The sequence below is a fragment of the Chryseobacterium indologenes genome (assembly GCF_018362995.1).
In the GTDB taxonomy this organism is placed as follows: Bacteria; Bacteroidota; Bacteroidia; order Flavobacteriales; family Weeksellaceae; genus Chryseobacterium; species Chryseobacterium indologenes_G.
Map to the genome: position 1 here is coordinate 4827192 of NZ_CP074372.1, position 12221 is coordinate 4839412.

The 12221-nt window shown below is 35.4% G+C and carries 11 protein-coding genes; 5 read left to right on the plus strand and 6 right to left on the minus strand.

Annotated features, from left to right (window positions below):
- Nucleotides 1–4: 4 nt before the first annotated feature.
- Together DYR29_RS21935 and DYR29_RS21940 are read right to left on the minus strand one after the other, a co-directional pair.
- Nucleotides 5–163 (minus strand): hypothetical protein, encoded by a 159-nt coding sequence (locus DYR29_RS21935; RefSeq protein WP_167498900.1) that lies wholly within the window; start codon nt 161–163, stop codon nt 5–7.
- A gap of 43 nt (nt 164–206) precedes the next feature.
- On the minus strand, nt 207–1034 hold the full coding sequence (locus tag DYR29_RS21940; protein WP_142719381.1) for an ion transporter: 828 nt from the start codon (nt 1032–1034) through the stop codon (nt 207–209).
- Nucleotides 1035–1283: 249 nt separating this feature from the next.
- Between DYR29_RS21940 and DYR29_RS21945 the strand changes: the two genes are divergently transcribed.
- The 3 genes from DYR29_RS21945 (at nt 1284) to DYR29_RS21955 (ending at nt 4138) form a co-directional block, all read left to right on the plus strand.
- Entirely contained in the window at nt 1284–2132 is an 849-nt protein-coding gene (locus DYR29_RS21945; RefSeq protein WP_249413565.1) for a hypothetical protein, read from the plus strand.
- A 129-nt stretch (nt 2133–2261) separates the two neighbouring features.
- Nucleotides 2262–3359, plus strand: coding sequence for a Nif3-like dinuclear metal center hexameric protein (locus tag DYR29_RS21950; protein WP_213278532.1), 1098 nt, complete (start codon nt 2262–2264; stop codon nt 3357–3359).
- 2 nt (nt 3360–3361) lie between these two features.
- On the plus strand, nt 3362–4138 hold the full coding sequence (locus tag DYR29_RS21955; RefSeq protein ID WP_142719378.1) for a zinc ribbon domain-containing protein: 777 nt from the start codon (nt 3362–3364) through the stop codon (nt 4136–4138).
- 324 nt (nt 4139–4462) lie between these two features.
- Here DYR29_RS21955 and DYR29_RS21960 read toward each other — a convergent pair whose 3' ends face one another.
- On the minus strand, nt 4463–6241 hold the full coding sequence (locus tag DYR29_RS21960; RefSeq protein ID WP_213278533.1) for an AMP-dependent synthetase/ligase: 1779 nt from the start codon (nt 6239–6241) through the stop codon (nt 4463–4465).
- Nucleotides 6242–6608: 367 nt separating this feature from the next.
- Between DYR29_RS21960 and DYR29_RS21965 the strand changes: the two genes are divergently transcribed.
- Complete coding sequence (locus tag DYR29_RS21965) at nt 6609–7748, plus strand: acyl-CoA dehydrogenase (protein ID WP_213278534.1); 1140 nt, start codon at nt 6609–6611, stop codon at nt 7746–7748.
- A 22-nt stretch (nt 7749–7770) separates the two neighbouring features.
- Entirely contained in the window at nt 7771–8136 is a 366-nt protein-coding gene (locus DYR29_RS21970; RefSeq protein ID WP_213278535.1) for a hypothetical protein, read from the plus strand.
- Between the two features lie 267 nt (nt 8137–8403).
- On the opposite strand, the gene DYR29_RS21975 is transcribed toward DYR29_RS21970, so the two are convergent.
- The 3 genes from DYR29_RS21975 to DYR29_RS21985 all read right to left on the minus strand — a co-directional run bounded on the left by DYR29_RS21975 (nt 8404) and on the right by DYR29_RS21985 (nt 12160).
- Nucleotides 8404–9348, minus strand: coding sequence for a hypothetical protein (locus DYR29_RS21975; protein WP_213278536.1), 945 nt, complete (start codon nt 9346–9348; stop codon nt 8404–8406).
- 401 nt (nt 9349–9749) lie between these two features.
- A complete protein-coding gene (locus tag DYR29_RS21980; protein WP_213278537.1) occupies nt 9750–11345 on the minus strand; it encodes a peptide chain release factor 3 in 1596 nt (531 codons plus the stop codon).
- Nucleotides 11346–11638: 293 nt separating this feature from the next.
- The gene (locus DYR29_RS21985; RefSeq protein ID WP_213278538.1) at nt 11639–12160 is read right to left on the minus strand and encodes a hypothetical protein; all 522 of its coding nucleotides are present in this window, start codon (nt 12158–12160) and stop codon (nt 11639–11641) included.
- Between the last annotated feature and the right edge of the window lie 61 nt (nt 12161–12221).

A 12221-nucleotide genomic window follows, 5' to 3' on the forward strand; every position in this document is an offset into this window, starting at 1 on the left:
CTCGTTATTTATTTGGCACCGGCTGGATCTCACCCTTGTTCATAAGGTCAAAAACAGTTGGGAAGAACATTACTAATATAAAATAAATGATGATCATCAGCACCACCAGTGCAAAAAGAATGATCACTAAGCTATTCGGTTTGTTTTTCTTTTTTGGTTCCATGATTTTGTGGTATTTGGTGAATAAATTTTACTTATACCAAATATTAAGCTAATTTCTTGCCACATTGCTTGCAATATCTGGCATCATCATCAATATCTTCGTTGCCACAGCGTTCACATACCATTTCCAGATTTTGTCTTTTATTTCTCATTTCAGCTGTTACAATACCGGTAGGAACAGCAATAATGGAATAACCGGCCAGCATCAGAACAACCGCGAAAAACTTCCCTAAAGGCGTAATAGGAGATACATCACCATATCCTACGGTAGTTACCGTAACAACCGCCCAATAGATAGACTGCGGTATGGTTTCAAAGCCCTGTCGTCCGCCTTCCACCATAAACATCAGTGATCCTACAATCACAGAGAATATAATCAGGAATAAAAGGAAAATATAAATCTTTCTCGAACTGTTTTTCAGAGCCCGCACAATAAGATAGCCGTCATTCATAAAATCCAGCAAATTGAAAATCCTGAAGATTCTCAACATTCTCAGCATTCTGAAAATCAGGAAATATTTAGTGATAGGAAAGAAGAAGCTGAGGTAAAAAGGGACAAGTGCCAGGAAATCTATAATTCCAAAAAAGCTGAATATATAATTCCGTTTATTCTTCACTACTGCAATACGCATAGAATACTCAATAGTGAAGAAAATGGAAATCACCCACTCCAGAATCAGGAAGGTATAATGAAACCTTTTATCAAGCTTAGGGACACTTTCCATCATAATAATGGCAGTACTTGCAAGAATTAAAGATAATAAGATGATATCGAACAGTTTTCCGAGCTTCGTATCGGAGCGATAAATGATCCGGTAAAGGAATCTTTTCCAAAGTTTGTCCTCAGGAACAAGATTATGTTCTCTTTCCATTTATATAGGTTATTTCACAGCGAAGTTAATAATTTCTATAGAGTATAGGGTAAAGATATGACTGTTAAAAGAATCCTGCAAATGTTAAAATATTTTTCATCATTAAAAAGTGAATTATTGATACTTAATTTAATGATTTTCAATACATTATAATAAGTAAAATACGAATAAAAAATGACATATAAAAATTTATTTTTTAACATAATATTAATTCAAGTTTGTAATTTTATCCAACAAAAGCTTTATATCATGAGAAAAATTTTAACCTTGTTTATTCTGTTTTTCATAAACAGTTTTGTAGATGCTCAGGTTGGGATTAATACTTCAACACCCAATGGTGCTGCAGTACTGGATATAGTCTCCAACCAGAAAGGGATTCTCATTCCTCGTCTTTCAGATACTGACCGGGACACATACCTGGCAGATAATAACGTTTCCACAGTACCACCTGCAGGTGTTGTGAATGCTAACCTTACTGCAGGAACACTTATTTTTAATACGACAACGAATAACTTCCAGTATTGGGATGGTACCCTCTGGAGACAGCTTTTTGTTCCCACATCTTCTCAGGCTGGTAACGACGGTGTCGTTAAAATAAATTCTGGAAACGCAAATGTAAAACCTTCATTCAGTTTAAGTGCAGCAGGAAGCGGATATGGGCCAAGACAACAGGTTCTTTATGCCACACCGCTGGTCTTTGCTGCAAGTCCTACTACAAGCTGGCCGGAAACCACAGTTCCATTTCCGGGAGTGACCTCCAATATTTATATTGCAGCTAGTGGTAAATGGAGAGAAAATGAAATTTACGGACAAGTACATGTCTGGAGAGCTATTGCTACAATTACTCCAGGGTCCAATTCATCAGGATCAATAAAAGCCACATTTAAAAATCCTGACTCCGGTTTTGAGATTAACTCTATCCAATTAGTCCCAAGTGGTTCAAGTGGAGCAGGTAACATTCTTACATTCTATTTCTATACTATTGCAGATCCTGCGAGTCTTGATCCGGGAAGAGGCTATCAGCTTTTTATGGAAGCCGATATAAACTGTAGTGTGGTAATGGAGTCCTTTACAAGAGTATCGCTTTTCAAAGATTAACAGTCTATTTATTTTTTTAATATCAAATTCAAACCGGCCGATGAAAGCCGGTTTTTTTATTGCTGCAGAAATATTCTTTGGAATTTTAGTAAAATTAATATCTTCGCTGTAACCGTAAAATATAAATTAATGAAGCTAAAAACTGTAATTGCAAAGATTGAAGAGGAAATAAGTATCAGACAGGCAGAAGATTTTGATAATGTAGGATTGCTGTGTGGTGTTTATGATCGTGATGTATCCGGGATCCTGGTTTGTCATGACGCTCTGGAAAATGTGGTAGATGAAGCCGTTGAAAGAAACTGCAATCTTATTGTATGCTTTCATCCGATTATATTTTCCGGACTTAAATCTTTAACAGGAAAAAATTATGTGGAAAGAGCTGTTTTGAAGGCTATTGAAAATAAAGTGGCGATTTATGCCGTTCATACCGCATTTGATAATGATTTCTTTGGAGTCAACTATGGAATTTGCAGACAGTTGGGATTAAAGAATATGAAAATTCTTCAGCCAAAAGAAAATAATCTAAAACAGCTGACAGTTTTTGTTCCGAAAGAATATTCAGAAAAAGTAAAAGAGGCTATGTTTTCAGCCGGAGCCGGAAATATCGGTTTCTATGACGAATGCAGTTTTACGGTAAATGGTAACGGAACATTCAGGCCGGTAGAAGGTTCAAATCCGTTCTCAGGACAGCAGGGTGTTCGTGAAAATGCAGATGAAGATATGATTTCCGTGATTTTTGAAAGCTTTAAACAAGGACAGATTGTGAGCGCAATGAAAGCAGCACATCCTTACGAAGAAGTCGCTCATCAGATATACAGCCTTGATAATAAAAATCAACATGCCGGATTGGGAATGTATGGAGATCTTGAAGAGGAAATGGATGAAAAAGATTTTCTGGGGTTTGTAAAAGAAAAGTTTGGTCTTGAAGTCATAAAGCATTCTTCTTTCAACAATAAAAAAATCAAAAGAGTAGGGGTTCTGGGCGGTTCCGGAGCAAGTGGAATAAGATCTGCAGCTTCCAGAAAATGTGATGCTTATCTTACCGGAGATCTTAAATATCACGACTATTTTTTAGCTGAGTCTAAAATGCTGATTTGCGATATTGGCCATTATGAATCAGAACAATTTGTTACTCAACAATTATTTGAAATTTTGTCACAAAAATTTAGTACATTTGCAATTTCAAAATCTATTGAAAAAACAAACCCAGTAAATTATTTCATTTAAATATGGCAAAAACCAACGATATTTCAGTTGAAGAAAAATTAAGAGCTTTATACGATTTACAGATCATTGATTCAAGATTGGATGAAATCCGAAATACTAGAGGAGAATTGCCAATTGAAGTTGAAGATCTTGAAATTGAGATTGAAGGTCTTGAAAAAAGAGCTGAAAAATTTCATGCTGATATCAAAGAACAAGAAGATCAGATCAAAACAAAGCATGAAGTTATTAACCATGCAAAAACTCTAATTGAGAAATACAAATCTCAGCAGGATAATGTAAGAAACAATAAAGAGTTTGAAGCATTAGGAAAGGAAATGGAATTCCAGGATCTGGAAATTCAGCTTGCTGAAAAAAGAATTAAAGAATTCGGAGTTAAAATTGCTCACAAAAACGAAACTTTAAGTGAACTGAATACGAAGATCGAAGATTTGAAAAGCCACTTGAAATTCAAGAAAGAAGAATTGGAAGGTCTTATCTCTGAAACTCAGAAAGAAGAAGAATATCTTTTAGAGCAGTCTAAAGAATTCGCAGGTAAAATCGATGAGAGATTATTAGCTTCTTACAACAGAATCAGAACAAACTCTATCAATGGTCTTGCAGTAGTAGGATTAGAAAGAGGAGCTCCAAAAGGATCTTTCTTTACAATCCCGCCTCAAAAGCAAATGGAAATTGCTCAAAGAAAGAAAATTATTATTGATGAGCATTCAGGGAAAATCCTTGTTGATGACGAATTGGTAATGGAAGAAAACGAAAGAATGAAATCTGTAATTAAGTTCTAATTATTGATTTTACATCATACAAAAGCTGTTTCAGAAATGAAGCAGCTTTTTTTTGTGTATACTCAATAGGAACGGCTTTAGCCTTTAGCATGATGTATTTTGTGGTGTCTTTGTCATTCCGCAGGAATCTCAACTCTACTTTTTGATTATAGTATGGATTCCTGCGGAATGACAAAGGTTGTGTTGTAATTGGATTAAAAAATTCAATGGTGGTGAATCAATAGAAACGGGCTTTAGCCCGTTTAACTAAAAAAATAAATACTTCCTATTGGCTTTAGCCAAAAACATAAAAAAACCGCCTCAAAATGAAGCGGTTGATGTTATTTATTCATGATGATCATACATCTTATTATACAAAGCAATAAACTTCTCTTTTACTGCCTTTCTTTTCAGTTTTAAAGTTGGAGTAAGCAATCCGCTTTCAATGCTCCATACTTCAGGCGTAAGCTCAATCTTCTTGATTTTCTCCCAATTGCCAAGATGTTCATTAATCCCTTCAATTTCCTTTTCAATTCTTTGCTTCAACTCAGTGCTTTTTGCAATTTCTTCCGGCGTGGAACCTAAATTTAGGTTATTTCTCATCGCCCAGCTTTTTGCAAATTCAAAATCAGGCTGTACCAAAGCACATGGCATTTTTTCACCATCACCTACTACCATGATCTGTTCTATAAATTTAGAAGCTTTTGCTAAATTCTCAATAGTCTGAGGAGCAATGTATTTTCCACCGGATGTCTTGAACATTTCTTTCTTACGGTCTGTGATCTGTAAAAATCCGTCACTATCAATATGCCCGATATCTCCGGTTTTGAAAAATCCATCTTCTGTAAAAGCTTCTTTAGTCATTTCTTCGTTTTGGAAATACCCTTTGAAAACAGATGGCCCTTTTACCGTAATTTCACCATCTTCCTGGATCTTTACTTTTAAGTTATCCAATGGAATACCTACTGTTCCCACTTTCATTTTCTCAAAACTATTGACGGAAATCACCGGGGAAGTTTCTGTTAAACCATAACCTTCCAGAATTGGAATTCCCGCATTTTGAAACATTAAGTTAAGTCTTGTAGACAATGCCGCTGATCCTGAAACCAATGTCACGATTTCGCCACCTAAACCTTCTCTCCATTTAGAAAATACAAGTTTATCAGCAATAATCTCCTGAAGTCCAGATGGTTTTGAGATTACTTTCTTCTTACTGATCAGGTTCAATGCCCAGAAGAATATTTTTGATTTCAATCCTCCGGCAGAAGATCCTGTGTTGTAAATTTTATCATATACCTTTTCTACCAGTCTTGGAACTACGGTCATATAATGAGGCTTCACCTCTTTTACGTTTTCCCCCATTTTTTCGATGCTTTCAGCAAAATAAAGAGAAAAACCGTTGTATTGATAAAGATAGAACAGCATTCTTTCAAAGATATGACAGATAGGCAGGAAGCTTAATGCTCTGGCCTCCTTATAATCGAAACCTCTTCTCTTCGGAATTCTTGGAATAGCACCCAATACGTTTGAAACAATATTATTATGGGTAAGCATTACTCCTTTAGGTCTTCCTGTAGTTCCGGAAGTATAAATAATAGTTGCCAGATCTTCTGTATTAATGGCATTGGAAAGGTCGTCTACTTCAATTTGTGTAGATTCATCTTTACCCAGATCAAGGATTTCTCTCCAGTTGGCAGCACCGCTGATGTTGTCAAAAGTAAATATCCCCTGTAGACTTGGGATGTTATGTTTCACTTTCATTACCTTGGTCAATAGTTCCTTATCAGAAACAAAGCAGTACTGAATTTCGGCATTGTTGAAGATAAATTCATAATCTTCAGGTGAAATACTTGGGTAAACGGGTACAGAAACGACTCCGATCTGGGAAAGCCCAAAATCCATAATAGCCCATTCAGTACGGGAATTGGTAGTAATCAAAGCGATCTTATCACCCGGTTTTATGCCCAGCTTCAGTAACCCTCTGGATATCTTATTTCCCTCATTAATAAACTCCTGCGTAGAAGTTTTTTTCCACTCACCCTGATACTTTGTTACAAACATATCCGTTTTAGGATATTTTTCTAAAGCGTAGTGCGGAATATCGAATAATCTCTTGATCGTCATGATTTTTTACGTAATTTATAAAGAAATTTAAATATAAGCATTTTTTTTAATTGGAAACATATCAATGTAATAATTAGAAATTAGTTAAATGCTTGCCATAATATATTGAATCAAAAAGGGTACAGAAAGCCTTTAAAGGATGATTGCAGTGGCTTATACACATCCTGTATACCTCAGCCTGCCGTTTTTATTTTTCTTCCTGAATAGCATGGTATTCCCAATTAGTAAACCGACACATCATTTATTGACATTTTAAACCTTAAAAACTGTTTTAACTCCCTTTTTTTGTGCGTTTTTCCCGCTTTTAATTTATTTTTTCAGATTTGCTTAAAAAGTGTAAATTTACGGCTATCTAATTATTTTTTTTATGGACTTTAATTTATCGGAAGAACAGCTGATGATTCAGCAGGCAGCAAGAGATTTTGCACAAAACGAACTATTACCTGGAGTGATTGAAAGAGACCGTGACCAGAAATTCCCTACAGAACAGGTGAAGAAAATGGGAGAAATGGGTCTTTTAGGAATGATGGTAGATCCAAAATACGGAGGAGCAGGTATGGACAGCGTTTCTTACGTGCTGGCAATGGAGGAGATTGCAAAAGTGGATGCTTCTGCAGCTGTTGTAATGTCTGTAAATAACTCATTGGTTTGTGCCGGTCTTGAAAAATTTGCTTCTGAAGAACAGAAAGTAAAATATCTTACTCCACTGGCGAGCGGACAGGTAATCGGAGCTTTTGCATTATCTGAGCCTGAAGCCGGTTCTGATGCAACTTCTCAGAAAACAACTGCTGAAGACAAAGGAGATTACTATCTTTTAAATGGAATCAAAAACTGGATCACCAATGGTGGAACAGCTACATATTATATTGTAATTGCTCAGACAGATCCTGAGAAAAAACACAAAGGGATCAATGCTTTCATCGTAGAAAGAGGATGGGAAGGATTTGAAATCGGACTAAAAGAAGACAAACTGGGAATCAGAGGAAGTGATACTCACTCTTTGATCTTTAATAATGTAAAAGTTCCAAAAGAAAACAGAATTGGTGCTGACGGATTCGGATTCAACTTTGCTATGGCGGTATTGAACGGAGGAAGAATCGGTATTGCTTCTCAGGCTTTAGGTATTGCTTCAGGTGCTTACGAACTGGCACTGAAATATGCTAAAACAAGAAAAGCTTTCAAAACTGAGATCATCAACCACCAGGCAATTGCATTCAAATTAGCTGATATGGCGACGCAGATCACGGCAGCAAGAATGCTATGTTTCAAAGCAGCATGTGAAAAAGATGCAGGAAAAGACATCTCTGAAAGTGGAGCTATGGCAAAATTATACTCTTCTCAGGTAGCAATGGATACTACTATTGAAGCAGTACAGATCCACGGTGGATACGGATATGTGAAAGAATACCACGTAGAAAGATTAATGAGAGATGCGAAAATCACTCAGATCTACGAAGGAACTTCTGAAATTCAGAAAATCGTGATCTCAAGAAGCATCGCAAAATAACATTTTATAAAACACACTACCTATGAAAAAATCTTTGTGGATCACCCTCGGTGTTGTATTGTTGTTACTAGGTATATTTGTCTGGTATAAGTACTATTTTGTTTTTGGAGAAGGCGTGAAATCCGGATACCTGAACTATGCCATGAAAAAAGGTTATATCTTCAAAACCTATGAAGGTAAACTGATTCAGGAAGGCTTCGGGAGAGGAAAAACAGGAACCATTACAAGTTATGAGTTTGAGTTTTCTGTAGATGACCCTGAGATTTTCAAGCAATTGGAAACCAACAGCGGTAAAAGCTTTGATCTTCATTACAAAGAATACAACGGTGCTCTTCCGTGGAGAGGAAATACAAAGTTTGTCGTAGACAAAGTAGTGAATATGAAATAAAACAAATAAGGCTCTCAATATGAGGGCCTTATTTTACACCAAATCACAAAATATTAATATATGAAATAAAAATTTCCATTTTTATGGTGAATCCTGTTATAATAACAAAGATTCATTGTTTTTATCTACACTTAAAGTTAAGAGGAATTTTCCTAATAAACAAGCTGTTTTTATTAATGTTATAAAATTAAGCATAAGAATTAATCTTACCTTCTAAACCTCATTAAAAAAACATTAAAAAATCCACCACGAGAATGGATTTCAAATCTAATGAGCGTCGTTATTAGGAACATTTTTATTCTTCTTCTTATAAAAGTAATACCCAATACCGGCAATAAGAAATAAAGGCCACAACGGAAGAATAAACAGGAAAATAGAAGTGATCACCTCCCAGCCTGATTCAATGGCTGCCAATGATTTTCCACCGAAAGTTTTAGGTTCTTTTTCTGTTTGAGCCTTGTCGCTGATACTTACATTGATTGTACAGATGGTATTGTCTGCGTAATTACGCCCTGAAACCTGAATGTCTTTAGTATCAATATCTCCAACATTACTATTGATAGCATCCATTAAGCCATCAAAATGCTGTATGGGAACCTTGATATCAAGGCTGTATACTTTTTGATTCTCTCCATAAGGGCTGGCAGATTCCACATAGGAAAGATTTTCACTTTTGATATAACCGTTGTTTTTATTGGCTTCTTCTCTAATGATTTCTTTCACCGTTTCCGAATTGTCTGCTTTTATCACAAGATATCCTGATTTTACCATTTTATCTTTTGGCATATTCAGTTCATAGCTGTCGTTTTTAGGCGTGTCCTTATAAATGATTTTGGTCTCTTTAATAACCTTTGGAGCTGGAGACTTTACAGCAATTTTTTCAGATTTTTTTTCAGCAGAATCTTTTTTCTCTATTTTGGATTCCAGTTTTGTAGTGGCGATTTTTTCAGATAAAGAATCTACCATTTTGGAGGTGTTCTCTATTTTTTGCTGAATATCACTTTTAGTATTTTCAAAATCTTTTATTTTAATACTGGCAGAATCCATTACCTGGTTTGCTGCTTTACTGGCATTGTCAATGGTTTCTGTAGCAACAGTAGTTGCGCTGTCAGCTTTATGGATTACTTCATTAATTTGATCCTGTGTAGCTTCTGCTTTTTTACACATAATGAAAGTGCCTGATATGGCAACGAGTAATATGAACTTTTTCATAACATTAATTTTTTTGATGAAGTAAAATTAGAAGGGAAGTTCTTGTAAAGATTGTAAATAGAATGTATTGTGCTGGTAAAATGCTAACCGTTGTATTTTCAGGGTTTTGTATTTGTTTTACAAAAGATTTACAAATTGTTTTTCTTTTTTTCGGTATTAAAAAGATTAGAGTATGTTTTCATAGAGGTGTTTAATAACAACATTTTATTATTAATGGATTAGATTCCTACGGAATGACATTCAGAACGCTGAATTTTATCCATGCACTTTGTCATTCCGTAGGAATCCAGATGTATTAAAATAATAAACCTCATGCCTTATAAAAATGATTATATAGTAAGAAATAAAAAATCCGTAGAAATTTTCTACGGATCTGTATGATAAGCAATTTTATCTTTTAATTAATGTTCCTGGAATTCACTGATAAAATGTAATTTCACATTCGGGAATTTCTCCTGTGTCATATGAATTGTGAAAGATGAGTCTGCAAGAAATACCAGTTGATTGTATTTATCTCTCGCCAGGAATCTCTGCTTTAATCTTGCAAATTCTTTGAACTCTTCAGATTTCTCGTCTGCTTCTACCCAGCATGCTTTGTGCATAGATAGTGGCTCATAAGTACATTTTGCACCATATTCATGTTCAAGACGGTATTGGATAACCTCATACTGAAGGGCTCCTACCGTTCCGATGATCTTTCTTCCGTTCATTTCCAGGGTAAACAGCTGCGCAACTCCTTCATCCATCAACTGATCAATACCTTTCGCCAATTGCTTGGCTTTTAACGGATCATTGTTGTTGATATAACGGAAATGCTCAGGAGAGAAACTAGGAATACCTTTGAAGCTCAATTTTTCTCCACCTGTAAGTGTGTCTCCGATTCTGAAACTTCCGGTATCATGCAAACCTACAATATCACCAGGGAAACTTTCTTCCACTACTTCTTTTTTATCAGCAAAGAATGCGTTGGGAGAAGAGAATTTCATTTTTTTACCCTCTCTTACCAATAAGTAATTTTCGTTTCTCTTGAATGTTCCTGAAACAATCTTTACGAAAGCAAGTCTGTCTCTGTGCTTAGGATCCATATTCGCATGGATTTTGAAAACAAATCCTGTGAATGTACTTTCTTCAGGTTTTACCAAACGGGTATCACTTTCTTTTGGCTGTGGCATTGGAGCAATATCAATGAAAGCATCCAACAATTCACGTACTCCGAAATTATTTAAAGCTGAACCGAAGAATACAGGCTGAAGATCACCTTTCATATAATCCTCACGGTTAAATTCAGGGTAAACAGATTGAATAAGATCAAGTTCTTCTCTTAAAGTTTTTGCTGCTTTTTCACCAATTACTTCGTCAATAGATGTATCATTGATGTCATCAAACTTGATAGAATCTCCAACTTTCTGTTTTTTCTCTTCTAAGAATAACTGAATATTGTTTTCCCAGATATTATAAATTCCCTGAAAGTCACTTCCCATACCGATTGGTAAAGATAGTGGGCAAACAGTTAATCCCAATTTTTGTTCTACTTCATCCAACAGATCGAAGGCATCTTTACCCTCACGGTCAAGTTTATTGATGAAAACCAACATAGGAATGTTTCTCATTCTGCAAACCTTAACCAGTTTCTCAGTTTGTTCCTCAACCCCTTTTGCAACGTCAATTACAACAATTACAGAATCTACAGCAGTTAATGTTCTGTAAGTATCTTCCGCAAAGTCTTTGTGACCCGGAGTATCGAGGATGTTGATTTTATGGTCTCTATATTCAAATGCCAATACGGAAGTAGCTACAGAGATCCCTCTCTGTCTTTCGATTTCCATAAAGTCGGAGGTAGCTCCTTTTTTTATTTTGTTGGATTTTACCGCACCCGCTTCCTGGATAGCACCCCCGAAAAGAAGTAACTTTTCCGTAAGAGTTGTTTTTCCGGCATCCGGGTGGGAAATGATCCCGAAGGTCTTTCTTTTTTGTATTTCTTTGATTAAGTCTGACATATCGTATTTTGAAGTTGCAAAAATCGTGATTTTTTACGAGGTTTTCAAATTTAAATTAAGACAATATTAATTAGGCAGAAGAATAGAAGGATAGTCACGTTTGAGAGTGATAAACAGGACTATGAACCTACTAATAGTCTGCTTTACTTGAGCTATTTATCAAACAAGCATTTTTATTAGCAATATAAAAACATCAATCAATCCAACGGCAAACAGTATAAAAACTGCTGACATGATGTATTCAAATATACCAGATTCAGTTTTTTGCGGTTCTGTCATATTAATTCTTGGTTTCAGATAATGCCACGCAGGAAGTGTGCATACAAAGTATATTTATTTTTTACCACCTTCAGAGGAAGATTCATATCAATATGTCTTATGGTCTCCTCTTTTTTCTCTGATTGGATTGTTATTTCCAGTAAAGGAGGAATGCCTGACCCCAACGGATTAACAGTATAAATATCAAAATTTTGTTTTGAAGACCGAAGGTCTTTATAAAGGATCTGATCTGCAATCTCATCCTTTGCATTATAAAATAAAAGCCCGGTTTCATCCACCACAATTTTACTTTTTAATGTTTTTCTTTTTATATAATAACAGACTGCAGGAATTAAAATAAGTGCCGAGATCCCCCAACAAATCAATGCCGGATAAATCATTGTCTCAAATCCTCTTTTATAAATTCCGTAAACGGGTCCCATAACGAAAAGTATAGTGAAAGGAATAAATATAATGAAGAATAGTGTATTCAGAACGACCGTCATCAATTTGTTTGTTGTAGACTCAATCCTCTGAAAAGGAGATTCTGTATTCATTTTGTGATGTTCATGGATAAAGGAACGAAAATAAGAAAATCCTTTTTTAGTTGCCTGTAGC

Bases quoted from the DNA above. Each gene is read 5' to 3' on its own strand.
- DYR29_RS21940 (WP_142719381.1), bottom strand. From the start codon at position 1,034: ATGGAAAGAGAACATAATCTTGTTCCTGAGGACAAACTTTGGAAAAGA.
- DYR29_RS21975 (WP_213278536.1), bottom strand. From the start codon at position 9,348: ATGAAAAAGTTCATATTACTCGTTGCCATATCAGGCACTTTCATTATG.
- DYR29_RS21965 (WP_213278534.1), top strand. From the start codon at position 6,609: ATGGACTTTAATTTATCGGAAGAACAGCTGATGATTCAGCAGGCAGCA.
- DYR29_RS21985 (WP_213278538.1), bottom strand. From the start codon at position 12,160: ATGAATACAGAATCTCCTTTTCAGAGGATTGAGTCTACAACAAACAAA.
- DYR29_RS21980 (WP_213278537.1), bottom strand. From the start codon at position 11,345: ATGTCAGACTTAATCAAAGAAATACAAAAAAGAAAGACCTTCGGGATC.
- DYR29_RS21935 (WP_167498900.1), bottom strand. From the start codon at position 163: ATGGAACCAAAAAAGAAAAACAAACCGAATAGCTTAGTGATCATTCTT.
- DYR29_RS21955 (WP_142719378.1), top strand. From the start codon at position 3,362: ATGGCAAAAACCAACGATATTTCAGTTGAAGAAAAATTAAGAGCTTTA.
- DYR29_RS21960 (WP_213278533.1), bottom strand. From the start codon at position 6,241: ATGACGATCAAGAGATTATTCGATATTCCGCACTACGCTTTAGAAAAA.
- DYR29_RS21970 (WP_213278535.1), top strand. From the start codon at position 7,771: ATGAAAAAATCTTTGTGGATCACCCTCGGTGTTGTATTGTTGTTACTA.
- DYR29_RS21950 (WP_213278532.1), top strand. From the start codon at position 2,262: ATGAAGCTAAAAACTGTAATTGCAAAGATTGAAGAGGAAATAAGTATC.
- DYR29_RS21945 (WP_249413565.1), top strand. From the start codon at position 1,284: ATGAGAAAAATTTTAACCTTGTTTATTCTGTTTTTCATAAACAGTTTT.